The 24366-nt window shown below is 71.6% G+C and carries 19 protein-coding genes and 1 pseudogene; 5 read left to right on the top strand and 15 right to left on the bottom strand.

The window, feature by feature from the left end; all coding sequences use genetic code 11:
• Positions 1-25: 25 nt before the first annotated feature.
• The 8 genes from ACWGKJ_RS04605 to ACWGKJ_RS04570 form a co-directional block, all read right to left on the bottom strand.
• Entirely contained in the window at positions 26-739 is a 714-nt protein-coding gene (locus tag ACWGKJ_RS04605) for an ANTAR domain-containing protein (protein ID WP_385017541.1), read from the bottom strand.
• A 45-nt stretch (positions 740-784) separates the two neighbouring features.
• Positions 785-997, bottom strand: coding sequence for an EF-hand domain-containing protein (locus ACWGKJ_RS04600; protein WP_327295139.1), 213 nt, complete (start codon positions 995-997; stop codon positions 785-787).
• 77 nt (positions 998-1074) lie between these two features.
• Positions 1075-2280, bottom strand: coding sequence for a YncE family protein (locus ACWGKJ_RS04595; RefSeq protein WP_385017536.1), 1206 nt, complete (start codon positions 2278-2280; stop codon positions 1075-1077).
• Positions 2277-3080 carry a polysaccharide deacetylase family protein gene (locus ACWGKJ_RS04590; RefSeq protein WP_385017533.1) on the bottom strand — a complete coding sequence of 268 codons (804 nt, stop codon included), beginning with the start codon at positions 3078-3080 and terminating at the stop codon, positions 2277-2279. Before ACWGKJ_RS04590 ends, ACWGKJ_RS04595 begins: the two co-directional genes overlap by 4 nt.
• Before the next feature lie 278 nt (positions 3081-3358).
• On the bottom strand, positions 3359-3883 hold the full coding sequence (locus ACWGKJ_RS04585; protein WP_385017529.1) for an ATP-binding protein: 525 nt from the start codon (positions 3881-3883) through the stop codon (positions 3359-3361).
• Positions 3884-4104: 221 nt separating this feature from the next.
• Positions 4105-4872, bottom strand: coding sequence for an enoyl-CoA hydratase/isomerase family protein (locus tag ACWGKJ_RS04580; RefSeq protein WP_385017526.1), 768 nt, complete (start codon positions 4870-4872; stop codon positions 4105-4107).
• Positions 4873-5014: 142 nt separating this feature from the next.
• The gene (locus ACWGKJ_RS04575) at positions 5015-6268 is read right to left on the bottom strand and encodes a L,D-transpeptidase (RefSeq protein ID WP_385017523.1); all 1254 of its coding nucleotides are present in this window, start codon (positions 6266-6268) and stop codon (positions 5015-5017) included.
• 236 nt (positions 6269-6504) lie between these two features.
• On the bottom strand, positions 6505-7713 hold the full coding sequence (locus tag ACWGKJ_RS04570; RefSeq protein ID WP_385017520.1) for a L,D-transpeptidase: 1209 nt from the start codon (positions 7711-7713) through the stop codon (positions 6505-6507).
• A gap of 246 nt (positions 7714-7959) precedes the next feature.
• On the opposite strand from ACWGKJ_RS04570, the gene glgX reads away from it, so the two are divergent.
• Entirely contained in the window at positions 7960-10242 is a 2283-nt protein-coding gene (glgX, locus tag ACWGKJ_RS04565; RefSeq protein WP_453315669.1) for a glycogen debranching protein GlgX, read from the top strand.
• Between the two features lie 60 nt (positions 10243-10302).
• Here the strand turns inward: glgX and ACWGKJ_RS04560 are convergent, their stop codons facing one another.
• The 4 genes from ACWGKJ_RS04560 to ACWGKJ_RS04545 are packed head-to-tail and all read right to left on the bottom strand — an operon-like array spanning position 10303 to position 14081.
• Positions 10303-10944 carry a response regulator gene (locus tag ACWGKJ_RS04560; protein ID WP_385017517.1) on the bottom strand — a complete coding sequence of 214 codons (642 nt, stop codon included), beginning with the start codon at positions 10942-10944 and terminating at the stop codon, positions 10303-10305.
• Positions 10934-12361, bottom strand: coding sequence for a sensor histidine kinase (locus ACWGKJ_RS04555; RefSeq protein ID WP_453315668.1), 1428 nt, complete (start codon positions 12359-12361; stop codon positions 10934-10936). The genes ACWGKJ_RS04560 and ACWGKJ_RS04555 overlap by 11 nt, the downstream gene beginning before the upstream one ends.
• 35 nt (positions 12362-12396) lie before the next feature.
• Entirely contained in the window at positions 12397-13182 is a 786-nt protein-coding gene (locus tag ACWGKJ_RS04550) for an ABC transporter permease (protein ID WP_385017511.1), read from the bottom strand.
• Positions 13179-14081 carry an ABC transporter ATP-binding protein gene (locus tag ACWGKJ_RS04545; RefSeq protein WP_385017508.1) on the bottom strand — a complete coding sequence of 301 codons (903 nt, stop codon included), beginning with the start codon at positions 14079-14081 and terminating at the stop codon, positions 13179-13181. The genes ACWGKJ_RS04550 and ACWGKJ_RS04545 overlap by 4 nt, the downstream gene beginning before the upstream one ends.
• 202 nt (positions 14082-14283) lie before the next feature.
• Here ACWGKJ_RS04545 and ACWGKJ_RS04540 point away from each other — a divergent pair, with 202 nt between their 5' ends.
• Together ACWGKJ_RS04540 and ACWGKJ_RS04535 are read left to right on the top strand one after the other, a co-directional pair.
• A complete protein-coding gene (locus tag ACWGKJ_RS04540) occupies positions 14284-16170 on the top strand; it encodes an ABC transporter ATP-binding protein (protein ID WP_385017505.1) in 1887 nt (628 codons plus the stop codon).
• Complete coding sequence (locus ACWGKJ_RS04535) at positions 16167-18065, top strand: ABC transporter ATP-binding protein (protein WP_385017502.1); 1899 nt, start codon at positions 16167-16169, stop codon at positions 18063-18065. Before ACWGKJ_RS04540 ends, ACWGKJ_RS04535 begins: the two co-directional genes overlap by 4 nt.
• A gap of 84 nt (positions 18066-18149) precedes the next feature.
• Here ACWGKJ_RS04535 and ACWGKJ_RS04530 read toward each other — a convergent pair whose 3' ends face one another.
• From ACWGKJ_RS04530 to ACWGKJ_RS04520, 3 genes and pseudogenes are all read right to left on the bottom strand, one after another.
• Complete coding sequence (locus ACWGKJ_RS04530) at positions 18150-18659, bottom strand: DinB family protein (protein ID WP_385017499.1); 510 nt, start codon at positions 18657-18659, stop codon at positions 18150-18152.
• Between the two features lie 120 nt (positions 18660-18779).
• Positions 18780-19169: pseudogene (locus ACWGKJ_RS04525) on the bottom strand (rhodanese-like domain-containing protein); the annotation flags it as partial.
• A gap of 156 nt (positions 19170-19325) precedes the next feature.
• Complete coding sequence (locus tag ACWGKJ_RS04520; protein WP_385017821.1) at positions 19326-20792, bottom strand: MFS transporter; 1467 nt, start codon at positions 20790-20792, stop codon at positions 19326-19328.
• A gap of 267 nt (positions 20793-21059) precedes the next feature.
• Between ACWGKJ_RS04520 and ACWGKJ_RS04515 the strand changes: the two genes are divergently transcribed.
• Together ACWGKJ_RS04515 and ACWGKJ_RS04510 are read left to right on the top strand one after the other, a co-directional pair.
• Positions 21060-22055, top strand: a complete 996-nt coding sequence (locus ACWGKJ_RS04515; protein ID WP_385017496.1) for a TetR/AcrR family transcriptional regulator C-terminal domain-containing protein — start codon at positions 21060-21062, stop codon at positions 22053-22055.
• A 170-nt stretch (positions 22056-22225) separates the two neighbouring features.
• Entirely contained in the window at positions 22226-24262 is a 2037-nt protein-coding gene (locus ACWGKJ_RS04510) for a M4 family metallopeptidase (protein ID WP_385017818.1), read from the top strand.
• Positions 24263-24366: the final 104 nt, after the last annotated feature.

Genomic DNA, 24366 nt, shown 5'->3' with positions numbered 1-24366 from the left:
GCCCTCCGTCCCTGCGTCCCTCCGTTCAGCCGGACGGCGCGCTCCCCAGGCGCAGTTCGCGGGCGACCACGGCACGCGCCACGTCGGCGAGCTTCAGCCGGTGGGACCTGGCGTGACCGCGCAGCGCGTCGAACGCCTCTCCGGTACCGGTCCGCAGCTGTTCGGCGAGCATGCCCTTGGCCTGCTCGATGACGACTCTGCTGTCGAGCGCCCGGCTCAGCTGCCCGGCGGTCTCCCGGTGGCCGCGGAGCGCGTCGCTCTGAGCGCGGAGCACCATGGCCAGCTCGCCCAGCCGCTGGGCCGACCCGATCTCGGCATCGGACAGCTCCCGCTCGCTGCTGAACAGCTGGAGTACGGCGCAGGGCCGGCCGACGCCGCCGTGCAGGGGGAGCAGCGTCGCCACGGCATGCCCCGCGGCCAGTGCGCGGCCGGTGAACTCCGGCCAGCGCGCGCCCTGTTGCCCGAGATCGATGTTGACCAGGGCCCGGTCGGCGCGCAGGCACTCGGAGACCGGTTCGCCGCCGCCGTGTGCCGCCGTGGCTCCGGCCAGTACCACGGCTGCCCCCGAGAGCTGGAGCAGCTCGGCGCAGTCCTGGCCCAACTGCCTCAGGAGAGAGGGCTCCCGGGCTTCGTCGGCCGCGATGACCGCGAGCCCCAGGGCGCTGCGCATCCACTGCTGTTCCCGGTCCATACCGGGCCAGATTACCGAGACGGGGCGGCGCGGGGGGCCGTACGGCATGACAGCCCCTCGGCTCCGTAGGCCGGGGGGCCGTGCACGCGTGCGCTACTTGTCCAGCGAGGCCCAGAACTCCTCGAAGGAGAGCCTGCCGTCACCGTTGGCGTCCTTGGACCTGATGATGGACTGAGCCACTGTCTCGGTCACATGGAAGTCACCGAGCTGCGCCATGACGCTCTTGTACTCGCTCGCGGTGATCCGGCCGTCGCCGTCCACGTCGAGCCGCTCGAACGCCTTGCGGGCCTCTTCTTTGTCCGCCACTGGGTCCACCCCTTCTCGGTACGTCTCTGACGGTAGTCAGATTAACCGGCGGAGCGGGGCCGCCCTGACCGGCAGGGTCAGCGGAAGATCCCGGTGTGCCCCAGCGAGTAGCGGCCGGGCTGCGGATAGACCGCGAGGCCGTGCGGGCCGCTGCCGACCGGGATGCGGGCGAGCTGCTTCCCGCTGGTGGTGTCGATCGCGTACACCTCCGCGTTGTAGCGCCCGGTCAGCCAGAGCACCTTGCCGTCGGCCGACACACCGCCCATGTCGGGGCTGCCGCCGCCGGGCAGGGACCACTTCTTGAGGAGCTTGTTCCGCGCGAAGCCGAAGACCGAGATGGTGCCTTCGCCGCGGTTGGAGATGTACATCTCCTTGGAGTCACGGCTGATGTAGAGGCCGTGGCAGCCCTTGCCGGTGTGCAGCAGCTTCGGGGTGGTGAACTTGTCCGCGGGGAGCACCCAGACGCCGTCGGCCATCATGTCCGCGATGTAGAAGGTCCGGCCGTCCGGCGAGATCTTCACGTCCTGCGGCATCGCCCCCTTGAAGGGCAGTTTCTGCTGGCCGACCACCTTCATCTTCTCGGTGTCGACCTTGAGCAGTTCGCCGGAGAACTCGCAGGAGACGATGAAGTACCGTCCGTCGGCCGAGAAGTCCGCGTGGTTGACGCCCGCGCAGGTCACCGGGAGCGTCTTCCTGACCTTCATGGTGTGCGGGTCGCGGAAGACGAGCTGGCGGTCCTGCGAGGCCATGACGATGGCGTACTTCCCGTTGGGCGTGAAGTAGAGGTTGTACGGGTCGTGCACGGCGAGCGTCTTGCCGACCTTGCCGTTCGCCGGGTTGATCGGGGTGAGCGAGTTGCCGCGGTCGTTGTTGACCCAGAGCGTCTTCAGGTCCCAGGACGGCACGACGTGCTGCGGCTGCACACCGACCGGGATGGTGCGGATGACCTTGTACGTCTTGGGGTCGATCACGTTGACCGTGTTGGAGTTGGTGTTCGGTACGTAGACCAGGGACGGGAACTTCTTCACGACGGGAGAGAGTCGGCCCGGCCGGTCCGCCGCGTACAGGTCCTTGGGGTCGAGTACGGGGGGCATACCGGCCAGCGGCGCGGGCTGCGACGACTTCACCGCGGTGCCGCGCGGGGCGGCCGCGGCGGTGGTGGCCCTGGCGGCGTCCGGGTGCGCGTGCCCGGTCCCGCCGGACGTCCCGCAGCCGCCCAGCGCGACGGTGAGGCCGATGGCGGCGGTGGCGGCGAGGAGTGTGGTGGTACGGATAGTGATCATGAGGTCAGCAGCTCCGTAGTGGTCACCGCGTGCAGCCCGCGGCGGTCGAAGGCGTCGAGGATGGCGGGCAGTGCGGCGACCGTGTCCGCATAGCCGAAGTGCATCGAGACCACCGAACCCGGCCGGACCGCGCCGGTGACGTTGTGGACGACGGATGCGGCGCCGGGCGAGGTGTAGTCGAGGGAGTCGGTGTCGTACGAGAGCACGTGCGGGTAGCCCGCGCGTGCGGCGAGCCGCTGGACCAGCGGGGTCGCGTACTGGGTGCGCGAAGGGCGGAACCAGGTGCCGATGGAGCCCGTGAGCCGCCGCAGCCGGTCGGCGCAGCCGGTGATCTCGGCGTACGCCTCCCGTTCGCCCATCGCCGAGATGGAGATGTGGTGGAGGGTGTGGTTGCCCAGGTCGTGACCGCCGTCGAGGATCCGGCGGGCCATCGCGGGGTACTCGTCGAGCCAGGTGCCGACGGCGAGGACGGTGACCCGCGCGCCGGCCCTCTCCGCCTCGGCCAGTACGGACTTGGCGACGGCGGGGTTTCCCTGACCGTGGAAGGTGAGCGCGACCCGTTTGCGGTTCCGGGGGCCGTTCGCGATCTGGACCGGCTGGCCGGTGAAGGCGAGGGGGGCCGGTGCGTGCAGCGGGGCCGCTGTCCTCGCGGGCCCGGATGGGGAGCGTGCGGGGTGGGCCCCGGTGGGGGTGGGGGCCGCTGCGGTGGTCGCGCCGCGCGAACACCCGGCGGCCAGCGCCCCGGCGACGGCCGCGCCGGCTCCTGCCCGCAGTGCGCTGCGGCGGCTTATCTCAGTCACGCGACCAGTTAAAGAGGAATCGCCCGGAACGGCCTTTTTTACCTCCCCCCTGTCCGTCGACGACGGAGAGCCTCAGCAGCGGGGCGGCCGAGCGCCGCTCCCGCACATCACCCGCCGCATCCCACCGAAGTCCGCACATTCCCAGGCAGAAATGTCGCCTCACCTGGGATTCACAGCAGCCACGCCGTGATCCGGATGGGTACAACCGGGTGGCGGCCGGCCCCCGCAGCGGGCCTTCAGGAGGACCGGGCAGATCCCCAGGAGGACCGGGCGGGCCCTCAGGAGGACTGGCGGTCGGCGACCCGCATCTCGAACCAGGTGGTCTTGCCGCGCGGCAGCAGATCGACCCCCCACCGGTCGGAGAGCTTGTCTACCAGGAAGAGACCGCGGCCACTGACGTCCATCGGCTGGACCGGCATCAGACAAGGCAGCCCCCGGGACGGATCGCGCACCTCCACCCGGATCCAGCCCCGGCGCCGCAGCATCCGGAGACCGAAGGCCCGCGCACCGGTGTGCCGGACCGCGTTGCCGACGAGCTCCGACACGAGCAGCACCGCGTGCTCGGCGGTCTGCGGCGAGAGCCCCCACTGACGCAGCACGACACCCTGGGTGAGCCGCCGCGCGGTCGCCGCGGACTCGGGACGGGACGCGAGGCGCACCTCCCCCTCCGTTGGGCTGCCGAACAACTCCAGTGCTTTGAGAGCCTGTTCGTCCTCAACGGCCGGTACCCATCGCACAGCATCCGCCTGAGCGCGCTGTTGCGGTTGCTCCACACCCTCCAGGCCCGCCATGCCCCCCATCATGGCTGCCCGAAGGGGCCCCCGGGGCCGTTCCGACGGAATCCGCAATTGCATTCTGCAGTTGCACCCCCTGCGTCTTGGCATATGCGCCTGGCATTACAGGGGCCTTCACACCTGTCCTGAGCTGCGGAGACTCCCCCCTCATGAACGAAATTCAACGGCCATGATCACCCACTCCTTAAGGTTCTCTTAAGGTGCAGCTAATCCACCCAACCGGGTGCCGCTCAGCGGAACTTGGCCTTGCCGGGGCCCTCGTCGACGAAGCTGCGCATACCGCGTTCGCGGTCCTCCGTGGCGAAGAGACCGGCGAACCAGGTGCGTTCGATGGCGAGCCCGGTGTCGAGATCCGTCTCAAGACCCGCGTCGACGGACTCCTTCGCGGCGCGCAGCGCGATGGCCGGCCCCTGGGCGAGCTTCGCCGCCCAGGCGTACGCCTGCTCGTACACCTCGGCCGCCGGGACGACCCGGTCGACAAGACCGAGGGTGAGTGCTTCGGCTGCCCTGACCTGACGGCCCGTGAAGATCAGGTCCTTGGCCCGGGACGGGCCGATCAGCCGGGAGAGCCGCTGGGTGCCGCCGGCCCCGGGGATCAGGCCGAGCAGGATCTCGGGCTGGCCCAGCTTGGCGTTCTCGCCCGCGATACGGAAGTCCGCGCAGAGCGCCAGTTCGCAGCCGCCGCCCAGCGCGTAGCCGGTGACCGCGGCGACCACGGGCTTGGGGATCCGGGCCACCGCCGTGAAGGAGTCCTGCAGGGCGCGCGACCGTACGACCATCGCCGCATGGTCCATGGCCTGCATCTCCTTGATGTCCGCGCCGGCCGCGAACACCTTCTCGCCGCCGTAGAGCACCACGGCGCGTACGTCGTCGCGGCGGGCGGCTTCTTCGGCGAGTTCGCGCAGCCGGTCCTGCACGGCCACGTCGAGTGCGTTCATCGGCGGGCGGTCCAGACGGATGGTGCCGACGCCTTCGGAGACTTCGAGGGTGACTGTCATGACAGCAGGTTAACGGCGGCTAACGCGGTGCGGCCCGGTGCACTTGGTCACAGTGCACCGGGCCGTACGGAGGAAGGCCCACGGGCCTGGTGTTGCTTCCTGCCGGGGGTGCTCCCTGCCGGGCGTCACCTCCCGCCGGGCGTCACTTCTTCCAGTCGGCCCAGGACATGTTCCAGCCGTTGAGGCCGTTGTCCGGCTGGATCGTCCTGTCGTGCGAGTTCTTGACGACCACCACATCACCGACGATCGACTTGTTGTAGTACCAGGCGGCCGGGGTCTCCTTGCTCCAGCCACCGCGCACATCGTGCAGCCCGACACAGCCGTGGCTGGTGTTGGCGGCGCCGAACGTACTGGTGGAGGCCCAGTAGTTGCCGTGCACGAAGGTGCCGGAGTCGGAGAGGCGCATCGCGTGCGGCACGTCCTTGATGTCGTACTCACCGCCGAATCCGACGGTGGCGCCGTTCATCCGGGTCACCGCGTACTTCTCGCTGATGACCATCTGGCCGTTGTACGTCGTGGTGGCCGGGGCGCCCGCGCTGATCGGGATGGTCCGGATCACCTTGCCGTTCTCGGCGACCTTCATGGTGTGCCGGTCGGCGTCGACCGTGGAGACCATGGAGCGCCCGACGGTGAACTTCACGGTCTTGGTCTGCTTCCCGTACACCCCGGGCCGGCCCTCGACGCCGTCGAGGTCGAGCTTCACCGTCACCTTGGTACCGGCCGCCCAGTACTTCTCGGGACGGATGTCGAGGCGGTCGTTGCCGAACCAGTGGCCCTCGACCGGTACGGCGGGATCCGCCGTCACCTTGACCGCGTCCTCGACGTCCGCGGGGTGGGTGATCCCGCGGGTGAAGTGGATCGAGACCGGCATCCCGACACCCACCGTCGCACCGTCCTCCGGTGTGTACTGGCCGACGAAGGTGTTCTTCGGTACGAGCGTGGTGAAGGACGTGTCCTTGGCGGACTCCCGGCCCTTGGCGTCCTTGGCGACCGCGTGGACCGTGAAGCGGGTGGCCGCGGGCAGATGCTGGAGCGGCTGCCAGTCGGCGCCGCCCTGCGCGATACGGCCCGCGACCGTGTTGCCCTTGGCGTCCTTGACCGTGACCGAGGTCAGCCGGCCCTTGTCCGCCGTCACCTTCAGCGCGTCGCTGGTGGCCACCGAACCGGCGCCGTCCTTCGGAGCCACCGTCACAACGGCCTGCGAGGCCGCGGAGCCGGCCTCCTTGCCCGCGTCCTGCTTCGCCTTCTCATCGCTGCCGCTCCCCGAACCGCCGCACGCTGTGACGAACAGCAGCAGCGTTCCGGCGAGCAGGGCCGGCAGTGCGGACTTCGCGCCCCGCATCCCGCGCACGGACCGGCCCCCGGCCGATGTCCCCGATATCGGTCGCCCGTTCAAGATGGTGGTCTCCCCTCGCGCACGTCCCGGCGCCGCCGGTGCACGTACCCCCGCGCGCCGTGTCCGCGCGCACTGCGCACAGAATATCCGCAGCGCGGGGCCGCCGGACTCCCCGGCGATGTCACTGTTCCGTCCCAACCGGGCGCGCCCGCCCAGCTCGTAGAGGTGCGGCGGGCGGGCGGCGGGTTGTACGGGCACGGCGGGCGGGTCGTACGGGCACGGCGGGGGTCAGCGGGTCAGCCGAGCGCGGAGCCCGACCTCCAGTGCGCCCAGTCCAGGTTCCAGCCGCCGAGCCCGTTGTCCGGTGCGACCTTCGTGTCCCGGGAGTTGACGACCTCGACGACATCGCCGATCAGGGTGTGGTCGAAGAGCCAGCCCGCGGGGGACGTGGCGCTGCCGCCGCGTGCGTCGCGCAGCCCGACGCAGCCGTGGCTGGTGTTGGAGGCGCCGAAGACACGGGCGGGCGCCCAGTAGTTGCCGTGCAGGAAGGTGCCCGATCTGGTCAGCCGCATCGCGTGCGGGACGTCCGGGATGTCGTACTCACCGCCGAAGCCGACCGTCCGGCCGTTCATCCGGGTCACGGCGCGCTTCTCCATGACGACCATCCTGCCGTTGTACGTGGTGTGTTTCCTGGCGCCCGCGGTGACCGGCAGAGTCGTCAGGAGGGCGCCGTCACGGCGTACCGCCATGGTGTGCGCCGCGGCGTCGACCAGGGACACCTGGGAGCGGCCCACGGTGAAGGCGATGGTCTTCTGCTGGGTGCCGTACACCCCGGGGGACGCCTGTACGTCGCGCAGCCGCAGCCCGACGGAGACCCGGGTGCCGGGCTTCCAGTAGGCACTCGGGCGGAAGTCCAGGCGGCCGGCGCCGAACCAGTGGCCCGCGACCGGCACCGACGGGGTGGCCGTGACGCGGATCGCCCGCTCCACCGCCGCGCGGTTCTGGACGGGGCGGCTGAAATTGAAGGAGACGATCATGCCGGTGCCGACGGTGGTGCCGTTCTCCGGTGTGAAGTACCCGATGAAGCGGTGCGGGGGGACGTAGGTGGTGAACGTGGTGTGGCGGGCCAGGGTGTGGCCGTCCCCGTCCGATGCCACCGCGTCCACCGCGTACTGGGATGCCAGCCCCAGCCGGCCGCCGTCCGGCTTCCAGGTCCTGCCGTCGTCCGAGACGGTGCCGGGGAGTACCTGGCGGTGCCCGTCCGTGACCCCGTAGACCGTGACCTGTTCGAGCCGCTGCCCGTCCGGTACCCGTACCTCGACCTTGCCGTGGGCGCGTACGCCCTTCGCGCCGTCGTCCGGCATCACCCGGATCGCCTCTTCGGGGGCCCGCGGTTTCCCGTCGGAGCCCGCTCCGCATCCGGCGAGGCCGCCCAGCAGTCCGGCGCACACCGCCGCCAGTGCGGCCGCGACGCCCGCTCGTGTCCGCTTTGTCAGTTGTCTCACGGACCGCTCAACGACCACCCCCCTGCGGGGGAAACGTGAGATTGCCGGTTGTTGCGGGCAGAACAAGAGCGAGGACCATGCGAGGGACCGCGGCCGGGACGCCGGGGCCCGGCGCGCCGCCGGTCCCGATGAGCCGCGGGAGGCCGCCAGGTGTCGAGCGCAGCCGAGCAGGAGACCGTGACGGGAGCGGTGCGGAACGCGGTTCAGGACACGGTTCAGGACGTGGTTCAGGACGCCGTGAAGGACGTGGTTCAGGAAGCGGTTCAGGAGGCGCCCGGCGTGGTCGCCGGCAGCGGGGCGGGCGCGGCGCGGGAGGCGGTGCCCGGTGCGGCCCGGAAGGCCGCGCCCGGTGTGGTGGCCGGCCCCGTGCCGGACGCGGTGACCGTGTGGCCCGGTGCACCCATGCCGCTGGGCGCGCGGTACCGGGTCGGGCCCGACGGGGTCGCAGGTACCAACTTCGCGCTCTGGGCGGGCGGCGCCGAGGCCGTCGAGCTCTGCCTCTTCGACGCGGCGGGGCGGGAGACCCGCTGCGAACTCACCGAGCTGACCCATGAGATCTGGCACGGGTTCCTGCCCGGGGTGCGGCCGGGACAGCGGTACGGCTACCGCGTCCGGGGCAGATGGGACCCGTGGACGGGCGCCCGCTGGAATCCCGCGAAGCTGCTCCTCGACCCGTACGCGCGGGCCGTGGACGGCGAGTTCCGGCTGCCCCCCGAGGTGTACGGGCATGTCAGGGACTGGCCGGACCAGCAGGTCGCCGACACGGTGCGCGACGAGCGGGACTCGGCGCCGCACGTCCCCAAGGGCGTGGTCGTCCACGACGACACACCCGGCGACGAGTGGGCGGACGACCTGCGGCCCAAGACGCCCTGGGCGGACACCGTCATCTACGAGCTACATGTCCGCGGTTTCACCAAGCGGCACCCCGGGATCCCCGATGAGCTGCGCGGGACGTACGCGGGCCTGGCCCATCCGGCGGCGATCGGCCATCTCGTACGGCTCGGAGTGACGGCGGTCGAGCTGCTGCCCGTCCACCAGTTCGCGCACGAGGACCATCTGCTGCGGCGCGGGCTGCGGAACTACTGGGGCTACAACTCGGTCGGCTACTTCGCCCCGCACGCCGGCTACGCGGCGTCCGGCACCGGCGGCGAACAGGTCGGCGAGTTCAAGCGGATGGTGCAGGCGCTGCACGCCGCCGGGATCGAGGTCATTCTCGACGTGGTCTACAACCACACGGCGGAGGCCGGTGAGCTGGGGCCGACCCTGTCGCTGCGCGGGATCGACAACCGCGGCTACTACCGGCTCCAGGACGACCCGCGCCGGTACGCGGACTACACCGGCTGCGGCAACACCCTGCATGTGGTGCGGCCCCAGGTGCTGCGGCTGATCACCGACTCGCTGCGGTACTGGGTCACCGAGATGGGCGTGGACGGCTTCCGCTTCGATCTGGCCGCCGCGCTGGCCCGGTCCTTCCACGACGTGGACATGCTCTCGCCCTTCCTCGCGGTGATCGCCCAGGACCCGGTGCTGCGGCGGGTGAAGCTGATCGCCGAGCCGTGGGACGTGGGCAGCGGCGGGTATCAGGTGGGGGCCTTCCCGCCGCTGTGGACGGAGTGGAACGACCGCTACCGGGACGCGGTGCGGGACTTCTGGCGGGGTGCGCTGCCCGACGTACGCGATCTCGGGTACCGGCTCTCCGGCTCCAGCGATCTGTACGCCTGGGGCGGCCGGCGCCCGCAGGCGTCCGTCAACTTCATCACCGCGCATGACGGCTTCACGCTGCGCGACCTGGTGTCGTACCAGCACAAGCACAACGAGCGGAACGGCGAGGACAACCGGGACGGCACCGACGACAACCGGTCGTGGAACTGCGGCGCCGAGGGCGAGACGGACGACCAGGAGGTCAACGCGCTGCGCCGCAGACAGCTGCGCTCACTGCTGACGACGCTGCTGGTGTCGACCGGGGTGCCGATGCTCGTCGCGGGGGACGAGATGGGGCGGACACAGGGCGGCAACAACAACGCCTACTGCCAGGACAACGAGGTCAGCTGGGTCGACTGGTCACTGCTCGACGAGCCGGGCCCGCGGGCGCTGCTGAACCTCACCTCCCGGCTGCTGGCGCTGCGCCACGCCCACCCCGTGCTGCGCCGCCGGGCGTTCTTCTCCGGCGCGCGGGCGGGCGACGGGCTGCGGGACCTCGCGTGGTTCACCCCGTACGGCCGGGAGATGACGGAGCGCGACTGGTACGCGCCTTCGGCCACGCTCGGGGTCTATCTCTCCGGGGGCGACATCCCCGGCCGGGACGCCAGGGGCGAGCGCATCACCGACGACAGCTTTCTGACGGCCCTGCACGCGGGGGCGGAACCGGTGGAGTTCGTGCTGCCCGGAGCCCCGTGGGCGGAGAGCTACGAACTGCTCGTCGACACCTCACGGGAGGACCAGAGCGCCGCGCCGGGCACACCGCACCCGGGGGGAGCCGCGCTCACCGTCCCGGCGCGGTCGGTGCTGCTGCTGCGGGTGCGGAGCTGAGGCGAGACGGTGCCGGGCGGGCGTCGGTCCCCGTCTCAACCCCCGCCTCGGCCCCCCGTCTCAGCCGAGGATCTTGCGGTCGTACGCCACCGCGACCGCCGCCGCCCGGTCCTTGACGTCCAGCTTCCCGTAGATATGGGTCAGATGGGTCTTGACCGTGGCCTCGCTGATGAACAGCTCACGGGCGATGTCGCGGTTGGACGTGCCCCGGGCGACCAGCACCAGCACCTCGCGCTCGCGGGTGCTCAGCGCGTCGCGGCCCGGAGCGGCCGGAGCACGCACCCGGGAGACCAGCCGGGAGGCGACCGCCGGGGAGAGCACCGTACGGCCATCGGCCGCGGCCCGTACCGCGGTGAAGAGTTCGTCGCGCGGGGCATCCTTGAGGAGGTAGCCGGTGGCACCCGCCTCGATGGCCGGGAGGGTGTCGGAGTCCGTGTCGTACGTCGTCAGGACGAGCACCTTGGCGCGGCTGCCCCTGCGGGTCAGTTCGGCGATGGCGTCCACGCCGTTGCCGCCCGGCATCCGCAGGTCCATGAGGACCACATCGGGGTCGAGGCTCCCGGCCAGCTCGACGCCCGCGACGCCGTCGGCCGCCTCGCCGAGCACCTGGAAACCGGGGGCTCCGGTGAACATGCCGCGCAGACCGTCCCGGACCACGGGATGGTCGTCGACGATCAGCAGGGTGATGACATCAGGGTTCATGGCGGACCAACGGTACGCGAGCCGAGACCGCCGTGCCGTGCCCCGGCTCGGACTCGACCGTGACCGTCCCCGCGATCCGCTCGGCGCGGGCACACATCCCGCCGAGGCCGAAGCCCCCTTCGGCGCTGCGCGGCCCCGACGCGAGCGGGTCGAAGCCGCGGCCGTCGTCGCGTACGTCGAGGGCCATCTCGTCGTCCATGTACGAGAGGGTGACCCCGACCCGGGCCGCCCCGGCGTGCCGGCCGGTGTTGGTGAGGGCCTCCTGCGCGATCCGGAGCAGGGTGGCCTCGACCTCGTCGTGGAGCGGTTCGACGGTGCCGGTGACGGTGAACCCGGCGCGGACGCCCGACTCGGCCGACCACTGGGCGACCAGCTTCTTCAGCGCTTCCGGGAGCGAGTCGTCGGCCAGGGCGGCCGGGCTGAGATTCTGTACGGAGCGCCGGGCCTCGCCCAGGCTGTGGCGGGCCAGTTCCTGGGCGCGGGCGAGGTGTTCACGTGCGGTGTCCGGGGCTCCGGCGACGGAGACGACCTGGAGCTGGGTGATGATGCCGGCCAGCCCCTGTGCGAGGGTGTCGTGGATCTCGGCTGCCAGCCTGCGGCGCTCGTCGGCGACCCCGGCCTCCCTTGCCTGGACCAGGAGTTGGGCGTGCAGCGCCGCGTTCTCGTCGAGAGCCTGCTGGAGCCGGTCGTTGGTGCGTTCCAGCTCGCGGATGGTCTCGACCTGCTCCGTCGCGCGCTCGTCCTCCAGGTTGGCGAGATGGGTCATGACGATGAGCAGCGCGACGTTGACGGCGAACAGCGCGCCGAAGACCACCCAGCCCATGGAGCCGTGCGGGGGCAGCCCGCCGGACTGGGAGCCCGACATGGTGACCGCACTGGCCAGCAGCCCGACCCGTACCAGCCTGCGGGGCAGCAGCCGCTCGGCGCCGAAGTAGCCGGTGACCGCATAGAACGCGTAGAAGGGGTTCAGCCAGGCCAGGGCGAAGGCGATCGCCCAGCGCAGGACGTAGTAGCAGGTGCCGGCCGCCGAGGGGTCCGGCCGGGTGCGGACCGCGCGGCCCCACCAGAGCTGGAGCACGGTCCCCGCGGCGGTGAGGGCCGCCGCCGCGGTCAGCTCGCCCCGGGTCATGTGCAGGGCGGGGGCGGTGGCGGCCGCGGCGAGCGTGGCGACGGCGAGGAGGGCGTACGGGCCGTAGCGGTGGAAGGCCGCCCACCCGATGCCCACCCGGACGGCGACCAGGGGCGGGCCGGCCGCGGCGGCCGGGCCACACGGACCGGTCGCGGCGGCCGGGCCACACGGACCGGTCGCGGCGGCCGGGCCACACGGGGCAGCCGGACCGGTCGCGGCGGTGAGGACGGTCATGGAGCCGGTCGCGGGGCCGGTCCGGGCGGCAGGGCCGGTCAGGTCCGGTGTCATCCCTCCAGTCTGCCCGTACGGGCCGGTGGCCACCGTCACTCCCAGCGGAACCAGCGATTGGCCCCGGCCGACAGCAGCAGCGTCCACAGGGCGAGCACCCCGAGGTGGGTCCAGCCGGGCCAGCTGCCGGTGGCGGCGCCGTTGAGTGCCTGCGCCGCGGCGCCGAAGGGGGTCAGCTCGACGCCGTGGGCCAGGGCGTCCGGCATCGCCTGGACGGGCAGCCAGACCCCGGCGCAGAACATCATCGGGAAGAGGACGGCCGAGCCGGTCGCGTTCGCCACCTTCTGGTTCCGTGACAGGGCGGCCACCAGGGAGCCCAGGGCCAGTGCGGCACAGATCGACAGGGCGAGCGAGAGCAGATAGCCGGGGATCTGCTGGGGCAGGGCGACCTTGAAGACGGTCCGCCCCACGGTGAGCGAGAGCACCGTCGAGACGAGTGCGGCGGCACCGTGCAGGCCCATCTGCGCGGTGAGCAGCGTATGCGGCCGCACCGGTGTGGTGGACATCCGGCGCAGGATGCCCCGTTCGCGGTATCCGGTGATCACCTGGGGCATCGCCTGCAGCCCCGCCATGATCATCGCGAGCAGCACGGTGACCGGGACGTACGCGCTGACCATCGTCCGGCCGCCGATGGACGGGTCGTGCTCGCGGAAGGACGGGATCGAGCCGAGGATCACCAGCAGGACGGTGGGGAACACCATCACCCAGAAGATGGTGGCAGGTTCACGGCGGAAGAGCCGTAGTTCGGAGCGCAGTACGGCGAAGGACGCGCCGGTCCCCGCAGTGGTCCTCGTACGGGCGGTCGCGGTCACGGTGCTCATGCTGCTGCTCCCGTCAGGTCCAGGAACGCGTCGTCGAGAGTGGCGTCGGTGACCCGGAGTTGGTGGGCGGTGATGTGGTGCCTGGCGAGCAGGGTGATGACGGCGTTGACCGTCTCGTCGGTCCCCTCGATGACGAGGGCGCCGTCCCGGTGCTGTACGGAGGCGGCGCCGGGCAGCGCGTCCAGCTCACGGTCGGCGAGCGGCTCGGACGGGGTGAAGGAGATGACGGTCGAACCGGAGGAGCGGCGGATGAGCCCGGCCGGTGTGTCCAGCGCGGCGACCCGGCCCCGGTCGATCACGGCGATGCGGTCGCAGAGGCGCTGGGCCTCCTCCATGAAGTGGGTGACGAGCAGAACGGTCACCCCACCGTCCCTGATGTCCTCGATCAGCTCCCAGGTGTCCCGGCGTGCGCGCGGGTCGAGCCCGGTGGTCAGCTCGTCGAGCACCACCACCTTCGGGTTGCCGATCAGTGCGAGCGCGATGGAGAGCCGCTGCTTCTGACCGCCGGAGAGCTTGGCGAAGCGGGAGTCCGCCTTCTCGGCGAGGCCCAGCCGTTCGGCCAGTGGCCGCCAGTCGGCGGGGTACGGATAGAAGGAGGAGTAGAGCTCCAGCGCCTCCCGGACGGTGATCTTCGGCTGGAGCTGGCTCTCCTGGAGCTGGGCGCCGAGGATCCGTGTCACCCGGGCGTGGTCGGCGACCGGATCGAATCCGGCCACCCGCACCACGCCCCCGTCCGGCACCCGCAGCCCCCCGATGCACTCCACTGTCGTGGTCTTGCCCGCGCCGTTCGGCCCGAGGATCCCGAAGATCTCCCCAGTGTCGACGGCGAAGGACACCCCGTCGACGGCCTGCCTGCCGCCGTACGCCTTCCGCAGCCCGTCCACTTCGATGATTGCCATGCTCACAGGCTCCCGGGGGACGGGGTTCCGCGGCATCCGCCATCACGCTCGAACCGGCATCAACCGATCGGCCGATGCCGGGGTACGACCTTCCGGCGGTGGGGTACGACCTCCGGCAGGCGGGCTCCGGTGCCGGTGGGCGGCCCGGAGCGCCCCGAAATCCAGTGGGCACTGTCAGTGCCGGACCGTAGGCTCGCGCGCGATGCCCGAAACACATGCAACAGACAGCCAACTCTCCGGCGTGCGTTCTTTGCTACGGCTCTGGCCGTACGTACGGCCGGTGCGAAGACGGCTGGCCACGGCCGCTCTGGTGGCGATCGTCGCCTCCTGTCTGAGCCTGGTCATCCCGCTCGTCCTCAAGTGGATCGTCGACGGCCCGGTGACCGACCGGGACACCCGCGGGGTCTGGCTGGGCGCGCTGATGCTGCTCGGGCTCGGGGTCGCGGAGGCACTCCTCTTCGGCCTCCGCAGATGGCTGGTGGGCCGGCCGCTCGCCTGGATCGAGGCGTCGATGCGGGCCGACCTCTACCGCCATCTGCAGCGGCTGCCGGTGGCCTTCCACGACCGGTGGCCGTCGGGCCAGCTGCTGTCGCGCGGCACCACCGATCTGATGATGGTGCGGATGTTCCTCTCCTTCCCGCTGACGTTCCTCCTGGTCAACGGCGTGACGATCGTGGTCGGCTTCGTCATTCTGCTGATGCAGCAGTGGATGCTGGGGCTGGTGCTGCTGGTTCCCGCGGTTCCGCTGATGATCCTCTGCAAGATCTTCGAGGCGAAGTACTCCAAGGTCGCCCGGGTCTCCCAGGACCAGGTGGGCGACATCACCACGGTCGTCGAGGAGAGCGTCCTCGGCATCCGCATCATCAAGGGCTTCGGACGCCACCGCAGCCAGGCCCTGGCCTTCCGTGAGCTCTCGGCGCGGCTGCGCTCGACGGAGCTGGTCAAGGCCCGGCTCCTCGCGGGTATCTGGGCGGTGATCACCACCATCCCCGAGCTGGCGATCGGCGCGGCGCTGGTCCTCGGTACGGTCCAGGTCGCCGACGGGCATCTCTCGGCGGGCACCCTGGTCGCCTTCCTCTCCACCGCGCTGGCGCTGCGCTGGCCGGTGGAGTCGATCGGCTTCCTCCTGGCGATCAGCCAGGACGCGGCGACCGCCACCCAGCGGTACTTCGAGGTGATCGACGTGGCCGAGGAGACGGACACCACCGGCCCGGCCGCGCTCGCCCCGGGCGGTGCGGGTACGGCTGGTGCGGGTACGGACGGTGCGGGTGCGGACGGTGCGGGCGACGGTGCCCTCAACGGCGCTGCCAGTACCGCCACAGCCACAGCCACAGCCACAGCCACCGGCGGACTGCGCTTCGAGGGCGTCGAGTTCCGCTACCCCGACGCCGCCCCGGGCACCCCTCCCGTCCTCGACGGCATCGATCTGCACATCAGACCGGGCGAGACACTGGCCCTGGTGGGCGCCACCGGTTCGGGCAAGACCACGCTGACCGCGCTCGTACCGCGGCTGCACGAGATCACCGGGGGCCGCATCACCCTCGACGGTCAGGACATCACCGCCATGCCCCGCGAGCGGCTGCGGGAGCTGGTGTCGGTCGCCTTCGAGGAGCCCACCCTCTTCTCCGCGAGCGTCGGTGAGAACGTCCGGATGGGCGACGCGGGCGCGGACGACGAGGCGCTGCTGCGCGCCCTGTCGACCGCCCAGGCCGACTTCGTGCACGAGCTGCCGCTCGGCCGGGACACCCAGGTCGGCGAGCAGGGGCTGAGCCTCTCCGGCGGCCAGCGCCAGCGGCTCGCCCTGGCCAGGGCCGTCGTCGGGCAGCCGCGCTTCCTGGTGCTCGACGATCCGCTGTCCGCGCTGGACGTGCACACCGAGGCGCTGGTGGAGGCAGCCCTGCGCCGGGTCCTCGCCGAGACCACGGCGCTCGTCATCGCCCACCGGCCGTCCACCGTGCTGCTCGCCGACCGGGTCGCGCTGCTGTCGGACGGCCGTATCGGAGCGGTCGGCACCCACCACGAACTGCTCCAGAGCAACGCCGAGTACGCCTGGCTGATGTCGGGCGCCGAAGAGGACGGGACCCGATGACCACCACAGTCGACGGCCGGGAGGCCCTGGAGCCGGACCCCGGCGACGAGCCGGGATCCGGCCCCGCCGCCGGGTCCCCGGCGGGACAGCGGACGTCGGGCGGCGACCCCTTCGACCGGGACGAGCTGCCCGCCCCACCCGGCGCGACCGGCGCCCTGCTGCGCTCGCTCATCGCCCCGCACCGGACGGCGGCGATCGTCTCCGCGGTGCTGATGCTGGTCCAGCAGGCGGCCGTGCAGGCCGGGCCGCTGCTCGTCGCGTACGCCATCGACACCGGCGTCCCCGCCTTCCGCCGCGCCGACCACGGCCCGCTGATCGCGGTCGGCGTCGCCTACCTCGCGTCGGCGCTGCTCTCCGGGGGCCTGCAGTACGCCTTCGTCCAGGTCTCGGCCCGCCTCAACCAGGGCGCCCTGCTGGATCTGCGGGGCCGGATCTTCCGCCATGCGCAGGCGCTGAGTGTGGACTTCCACGAGCGGTACACATCGGGGCGGCTGATCTCCCGCTCCACCAGCGATGTGGAGTCGCTGCGCGAACTGCTCAGCGAAGGGCTCCAGGAGCTGATCGGCGTCGTGCTCTCCGCCGTCTACATCTGCGCGATGCTGCTCTTCCTCGACCTCGGGCTCGGCGCGGTCGCGCTGCTCTCGTTCGTACCGCTCTATCTGCTGATCCGGCGCTACCGGCGGCGGGTCACCGTCGTGTTCAGCCGGCGCTCGACCGCGGTCGCCGCGGTCATCGTGAAGTTCGCCGAGACGATGAACGGCATCAGGCCGGTGCGTGCCTTCCGCCGGGAGCGTGCCAACGACACGGAGTTCGACCGGCTCAACCACCGCCACGAGCGGGCCAACGGTGACTCGATGCTGGAGATGGCCCGCTATGTGACCGGCTCCCGTCTGGTCGCCAACACCGCGGTCGCCTGCATCGTGCTGTGGGGGGCCTACCGGGTCACCCGGGGCGGGCTCGAACTCGGTGTGCTGGCCGCGTCGGTGCTGTATCTGCGGCGCCTCTACGACCCGATCGACCGGCTGGGGATGTTCCTCAACTCGTACCAGTCCGCGGCCGCTTCGCTGGAGAAGATCGCCGGACTCCTGGCCCAGGAGCCGTCGGTCCCGGCGCCCGCGTCCCCGCGTACGCTGCCCGCCCTCGCCTCCGAACACCCGGGCCGTGAGGTCGTGTTCGACGGGGTCGGGTTCGCGTACCGCACCGGCGGCGAGGTGCTGCCGTGCTTCGATCTCACCATCCCGGCGGGCCAGACGGTCGCGGTCGTGGGCTCGACGGGCGCGGGGAAGTCGACGCTGGCCAAGCTGCTGGCCCGGTTCTACGACCCGACCGACGGCCAGGTCCGGCTGGACGGCGTGGATCTGGCCGACCTGGACGTCCCCGAGCTGCGGCGCGGGGTCGTCATGGTGACGCAGGAGGCATTCCTCTTCTCGGGGACGATCGCCGAGAACATCGCCATCGGGCGCCCGGAGGCCACCCCCGCCGAGATCGAGCAGGCGGCGAAGGCGATCGGAGCCCACGAATTCATCAGCGCCCTGCCCGAGGGGTACGACACGGACGTACGCAAGCGGGGCGGGCGGATCTCGGCGGGGCAGCGGCAGTTGGTGGCGTTCGCCCGCGCCCTGCTCGCCGACCCCGCCGTACTGATCCTGGACGAGGCGACCAGCTCGCTGGACATTCCGGGCGAGCGGGCGGTGCAGCATGCCATGGACACGGTGCTGCACGGCCGCACCGCGGTGGTCATCGCCCACCGGCTCTCCACGGTGGAGATCGCGGACCGGGTGCTGGTGATGGAGGACGGCCGGATCGTCGAGGACGGCACACCGGACTCGCTCATCGGCGGCAGCGGCCGGTTCGCCGGCCTGCACCGGGCCTGGCAGGACAGCCTGGTGGGGTGAGGGGCCTGCGGCAAGGCCGCGGCGGACGGGTCCGGAGGCGGCGGACGGGGCCGCCAGGCCGCCTCCGGGCTCAGGGCTCAGGGCTCAGGCGCCCACGGTCCCGTCGACGCCCTCCCGCAGAAGGTCCGCGTGGCCGTTGTGGCGGCCGTACTCCAGGAGCACGTGCACCATCACCATGCGCAGCGAGACCTCTTCGCCCCATCGCGGCTGATACCCGGTCAGCTCCAGGGAACCGGCCGCCCGCTCGATACGGCGCGAGTGTTCCACCTCGGCCTGCCAGGCCGTGAACGCCTCGGCCCGGGTCGAGGCGCTCGCGTCGTACGCCGCCTGGAAGTCGGTCCTGTCGGACCAGACCAGAGGCACGTCATGGTCCTCGAACACCCGGCGGAACCAGGTGCGTTCCACCTCTGCCAGGTGCCGTACCAGACCGAGCAGTGACAGCGTGGAGGGCGGCGCAGACTGTTCCCGCAGCTCCTCGTCGGTGAGGCCGTCGCACTTCATGGCGAGGGTCGCGCGGTGGTAGTCGAGGAAGGCCCGCAGTGTGTCGCGTTCGCTGCCACGGGTGGGCGGTCCTGTGCGGTGGTCGGCGGTCAATGCCGTGCTCCTCATCCGGGTCTGCGGGTCCGGGTCAGTCTGGCAGGCGGTACGGGCCGCCCCCGGGCGGTGGTTCGGGCCCGGCGGCGACGCTCACCACAGGACCGCTCGACGCCTCCCTCAGGCGCCGGGAGCCGGCCGTCCGTCACCGGTTTCCACCGGCCGGTCCGACGGCAGCCCCCACTCGCTCCAGGACCCGTCGTACACGGACAGGGCGCGGTATCCGGCGAGTTCGGCTCCGAGCGCCAGCACACAGGCGGTGACGCCCGATCCGCAGCTGAACACCAGCCGCTCGCGTCCGCCCGCGGCCCCGGCGAAGGCGGTACGCAGTTCGGCGGCCCGGCGCATCCGGCCTCCCCGCTGGACCGCGCCGAAGGGCAGGCTCACCGCTCCCGGCGTATGGCCGGGGCGCAGCCCCGGCCGGGGTTCGGCCGCCTCGCCCGTGAAGCGCTCGCGGGCGCGGGCGTCGAGGACAGCCGTACCGGGGTCGGCGAGCGCGGCGGTGACCCCGGCGCAGTCCGTGCCCATCCGGTGCCTCCCCTGGACCGGCAGGGCCCGTGCGCCCCGCACGGAGATCAGGCTGCCACCCGGCACGGGAAGACATGCACCTGGCCCTCCGTACGGCACTTCCGGTGGCCCAGCAACAGGCCGCTCCCCGCGGCGAGTTCAGGCTCGCGGCGCCGACACGGGGCGCCGCCCTCCAGCGGCGGCAGCGTCCGGGTCATCCGCCGGGCGCGCTCCCCGCAGCAGGACGACGGAGAGCGCCGCGGCTCCCGCCATCGCCACGGCCGCGCCGACCGCCGCGAAGTCCAGGCCGTGCACGAACGCCCGGCGCGCCGAGACGAGCAGGGCCCCGTGAGCCACCGCGGTCGCGCCGCCCAGGGTCTCGCGGACGGCGCCCGGCGCGCCCGCCATGTCGCTCCGGTATACGGCGGCCCCGACCGATCCCAGGATGGCCATACCCAGGGCACCGCCCAGCTCCTGCCCGGACTCCAGGACGGCGGCGGCCGACCCCGCGCGCTCCGGCGGGGCCGCGCCGATGGCGAGTTCGTTGGCGAGCGTCATCGCCGCGACCAGACCGCCCGCGTACACCGCCGAGCCCGCCAGCGTGAACCAGAGGGGTGAGCCGACGTGCACCCGGCTCAGCCAGAGGAACCCGCACGCCGAGACCGTGAAGCCCGCGCCCATCACGTACGCGCGGTCGAAGCGCCCGGCCAGTACGGCCCCGACGGGCGCGAGTACCGCCACACCGGCCATCGGGACCAGCGACCAGAGCGCCGCGGTGAGCGGGCTCTGGCCCAGCACGCTCTGCAGATACTGGGTGAGGAAGACCGCGAACCCGACCGTCGCGAACATCGCCAGCAGATTGGCGAGCAGCGAGCCGCAGAAGGCGGGGCGGCGCAGCAGCGCGAGGTCGACCATCGGGTGGTCCAGGCGCTGCTGACGGCGTACGAAGACGACGCCGACGGCCAGACCCGCGGTGACGCTGAGCGCGGAGAGCGGGGTGTATCCGTGCGCCGCCAGTTCCTTGACGCCCCGGATGACGGGGAGCAGCGTGGCGAGCGAGAGCACCGCGCTCAGCAGGTCGAACCGGCCGCGGGCGGGGGTTCTGAACTCCGGGAGCAGCAGCGGTCCGAGTACCAGCAGCAGGGCCATCGCGGGCAGGTTGACCAGGAAGACCGAGCCCCACCAGAAGTGGGCGAGCAGCAGCCCGCTGACCACCGGGCCGAGCGAGATGCCGGTGGTCATCACGGCGGTCCACAGGGCGACCGCCTTCGCGCGCTGCCGCTCGTCACGGAAGAGGTGCCGGATCAGCGCGAGGGTCGAGGGCATCAGGGCGGCGCCGCCGACACCGAGCAACGCCCGTACGGCGATGAGCTGTCCGGGGCTGTGGGCGTACGCCGCCGCGACCGACGCCGTGCCGAAGAGGACGGCCCCGGCGAGCACCAGCCGGCGCCGCCCGACGCGGTCACCGAGCGCGCCCATCGTGATCAGCAGACCGGCGAGCACGAAGCCGTACATGTCGAGCATCCACAGCTGCTGGGTGGCGCTCGGCTCCAGGGCCCGGCTGATGTAGGGGAGGGCGAAGTAGAGGATGGAGACGTCCATCGAGACGAGGAGCAGCGGGAGCATCAGCACCCCGAGTGCGATCCACTCCCGGCGGCCCGCGGTCGGTGCTGGGGCGGGAGCTGCGGCGAGTGGCGCGGTGGGCGGTGCGGTGGGCGGTGCGGCGGGTTCTTCGGCGCCTGCCGCGCCGCACGCTTCGGTGCCTGGTTCAGAGGTCATGCCGGGAGCGAAGCAGCACGCCGTGTACACCGCAAACACCACCCTGGTGCACCGTAGTGCACTCCTTTCCCGAACAGGACTTCACCCGGTCGACCGCACTAGTACAGTGCCGGGATGAGCAGCCAGCCGCCCTACCTCCGCGCCGCCGCCGGGATCCGCCGCAGGATCGAGTCGGGCGAGCTCGCGCCAGGCGACCGTGTCCCCTCGACGCGGGCGATCGTCCGGGAGTGCGGGGTGGCGATGGCGACGGCGACCAAGGCGCTGGCGGTGCTGCGGCAGGAGGGGCTGGTACGGGCGGTGCCCGGCGTCGGCACGGTCGTCGCCGGACACCCCGCCCCGGGTCTCGCCGGGCCGTCCGGCCGGGGTCTCGCCGGGCCGTCCGGCCCGGTCACCGCAGCGGACTCCACCCCGGGCCCGGCCGCCCTCGCCTCCCCCGGCGGGCAGGGCCCGGCCCGTGACCGCATCGTGCGCACCGCCGTGGCGTTCGCCGACGCCGATGGCCTGGCCACGCTCTCGATGCGGCGGGTCGCCACCGGACTCGGGGTGTCCACCATGGCCCTGTACCGCCATGTGCGGGGCAAGGGCGAACTAGTCCAGCTGATGGCCGACGCCGTCTACGGTGAACAGCCGCTGCCCGCGGCCCAGCCGGCCCACTGGCGCGCCCGGTTCGAGCTGGGCACCCGGTGGCTGTGGGACGCGCACCGGCGGCACTCGTGGATGGCGCGGGCGATGGCGTCCTTCACCCGGCCCACGCCCTCGCCGAACGCGATGGCCTACACGGAGTGGATGCTGCGGGCCGGGGCCGACACCGGTCTTTCGCCGCATCAGGTGATGCATCTGCATCTCACGCTCTTCGGCCACGTCCAGGGGCTCGCGACCGCCACCGACCTCGAAGGGCAGGCGGTCCAGGACACCGGGCTCTCCAACGACGAGTGGATGGCCCGGAACGAGACACAGTTCGCCGCTCTCGGGGCCGGCGGGGCCTACCCGCATCTCAATTCGCTCGCCGGACACCCGGGGTTCGAGCTGGATCTCGGACAGGTCTTCGAGTTCGGCCTGGCCCGGATCCTGGACGGTGTCGCGGCACTCGTCAGCAAACATTCCGTATAGCGAACATGACCCTGCGGACAACGGACGATTTCCGGCCAACCTTTTGACGCGGTCCTGACACAGGGTCCTCACAGATGTCACTCTCTCCCCGTTCTGCGCACTGCTTGCTCGCCAGGGCGGCTCACCAGGTCGCTCTGTCCACCCTTGCAGAAGGAGTCCGCGTGAGACCCGTGAGACCCACGCACCGTCGTGCCACCGCCACCGCCACCGGCGCCCTCGTCGCCGCCGCGGCACTGCTCGCCGTAGGAGTACAGGCCGGCACAGCCTCCGCATCACCCGGGAACACCGCCGCTTCCGCCGCGGTCACCGGCAAGTCCGCGCCCGGCGCCGCCCCGGCAGCCCTCTCGCCCTCCCAGCGGGCCGAGTTGCTGCGTACGGCGAACGCCACCAAGGCGGACACCGCCCGGAGTCTCGGTCTCGGAGCCCATGAAAAGCTCCAGGTCCACGACGTCACCAAGGACCGTGACGGCACCACGCACACCCGGTACGAGCGCACGTACGACGGGCTCCCCGTCCTCGGCGGTGACCTGATCGTCGACGCCTCGAAGGCAGGAGCGACCGAGGGCGTCACCAAGGCGTCCCGCGCGGAACTGAAGAACGTGAACACCAGCGCGGCCGTCGCACCGGCCGCCGCCGAGAAGACGGCGCTGAAGGCCGCGGCCGCCCAGGGTTCGGCGAAGACCTCGGCCGACCGGGCCCCGCGCAAGGTGGTCTGGCTGGCGCAGGGCAAGCCGGTACTCGCCTACGAGACGGTGGTCGGCGGCTTCCAGGACGACGGCACCCCGAGCGAGCTGCATGTCATCACCGACGCGGCCACCGGCAAGAAGCTCTTCGAGCGCCAGGCCATCGAGACCGGCGTCGGCAACACCGAGTACAGCGGCAAGGTCACCCTCGGCACCACCAAGTCGGGGTCGAACTACACGCTGAACGACGGCACACGCGGCGGCCAGCTGACGTACAACCTGAACCACGGGTCGTCCGGCAAGGGCACCCTGTACACCAACACCACCGACACCTGGGGCAACGGCCTGGCCTCCAACTCGGAGACGGCGGCGGCCGACGCCCACTACGGGGCGGCGGAGACCTGGGACTTCTACAAGAACGTCTTCGGCAGGTCCGGGATCGCGGGCAACGGCGTCGCCGCCTACTCCCGGGTCCACTACGGCAACTCGTACGTCAACGCCTTCTGGGACGACAGCTGCTTCTGCATGACGTACGGCGACGGCTCGGGCAACGCCGCCCCGCTGACCGCCATCGACGTCGCGGGCCACGAGATGTCGCACGGTGTCACGGCGGCCACCGCGGGGCTCAACTACAGCGGTGAGTCCGGCGGTCTCAACGAGGCCACGTCCGACATCTTCGGCACCGCCGTCGAGTTCTACGCCAACAACGCGTCGGACCCCGGTGACTACCTCATCGGCGAGAAGATCGACATCAACGGCGACGGCACCCCGCTGCGCTACATGGACAAGCCGAGCAAGGACGGCGCTTCCAAGGACGCCTGGTCCTCCAGCCTCGGCGGACTCGACGTGCACTACTCGTCGGGCCCGGCCAACCACTTCTTCTACCTGCTCAGCGAGGGCAGCGGCAAGAAGACCATCAACGGGGTCAACTACGACTCGCCCACGTCGGACGGCCTGCCCGTCACCGGCATCGGCCGGGACAAGGCCGAGCTGATCTGGTACAAGGCGCTCACCGAGAAGTTCACCTCGACGACCAACTACGCGGCGGCCCGCACCGGGACGCTCGCGGTCGCGAGCGAGCTGTACGGGGCGAGCAGCGCCGAGTACAAGTCGGTCGCGGACGCCTGGGCCGGCATCAACGTCGGCGCCAGGCCCGGCGGCGGCGACCCGGGCACGGGCACCGTCTTCCAGTCCACCACCAAGGTCGCGATCCCGGACGGCGGTTCGGCGGTCAACTCGCCGATCGCGGTCACCGGCCTGACGGGCAAGGCCCCGGCCACGCTCAAGGTGGACGTCAACATCAGCCACACCTGGCGCGGCGACCTGGTCATCGACCTGGTCGGCCCGAGCGGGAAGACGTACCGGCTGAAGAACTCCAGTTCGTCCGACTCGGCGGACGACGTGGTGGCCTCGTACACGGTCAACGCGTCCACCGAGACGGCCAACGGCACCTGGAAGCTGAAGGTCCAGGATGTCGCCCGGCAGGACACCGGAACGCTCAACAGCTGGAAATTGACCTTCTGATTTCCTGCCACAAAGCAGCCCTGCCGCACTAATGTTCCACTGAACGGCGCTTCACAGAAGCTTCGTTCGACCGCTTGACCGTTCCACAGGACAGTGCTGCCCGG

The sequence above is a fragment of the Streptomyces sp. NPDC054757 genome (assembly GCF_053612185.1).
Note: the sequence above shows the minus strand (reverse complement) of the source record. Positions and strands in the feature narration are given on the sequence as shown.

Excerpts from the sequence above, each read along its gene's own strand:
- ACWGKJ_RS04535 (WP_385017502.1), top strand. The coding sequence starts at position 16,167 with ATGACCACCACAGTCGACGGCCGGGAGGCCCTGGAGCCGGACCCCGGC.
- ACWGKJ_RS04580 (WP_385017526.1), bottom strand. The coding sequence starts at position 4,872 with ATGACAGTCACCCTCGAAGTCTCCGAAGGCGTCGGCACCATCCGTCTG.
- ACWGKJ_RS04540 (WP_385017505.1), top strand. The coding sequence starts at position 14,284 with ATGCCCGAAACACATGCAACAGACAGCCAACTCTCCGGCGTGCGTTCT.
- ACWGKJ_RS04595 (WP_385017536.1), bottom strand. The coding sequence starts at position 2,280 with ATGATCACTATCCGTACCACCACACTCCTCGCCGCCACCGCCGCCATC.
- ACWGKJ_RS04550 (WP_385017511.1), bottom strand. The coding sequence starts at position 13,182 with ATGAGCACCGTGACCGCGACCGCCCGTACGAGGACCACTGCGGGGACC.
- ACWGKJ_RS04545 (WP_385017508.1), bottom strand. The coding sequence starts at position 14,081 with ATGGCAATCATCGAAGTGGACGGGCTGCGGAAGGCGTACGGCGGCAGG.
- ACWGKJ_RS04520 (WP_385017821.1), bottom strand. The coding sequence starts at position 20,792 with ATGCTCCCGCTGCTCCTCGTCTCGATGGACGTCTCCATCCTCTACTTC.
- ACWGKJ_RS04560 (WP_385017517.1), bottom strand. The coding sequence starts at position 10,944 with ATGAACCCTGATGTCATCACCCTGCTGATCGTCGACGACCATCCCGTG.
- ACWGKJ_RS04585 (WP_385017529.1), bottom strand. The coding sequence starts at position 3,883 with ATGATGGGGGGCATGGCGGGCCTGGAGGGTGTGGAGCAACCGCAACAG.
- ACWGKJ_RS04605 (WP_385017541.1), bottom strand. The coding sequence starts at position 739 with ATGCCGTACGGCCCCCCGCGCCGCCCCGTCTCGGTAATCTGGCCCGGT.
- ACWGKJ_RS04515 (WP_385017496.1), top strand. The coding sequence starts at position 21,060 with ATGAGCAGCCAGCCGCCCTACCTCCGCGCCGCCGCCGGGATCCGCCGC.
- ACWGKJ_RS04555 (WP_453315668.1), bottom strand. The coding sequence starts at position 12,361 with ATGACACCGGACCTGACCGGCCCTGCCGCCCGGACCGGCCCCGCGACC.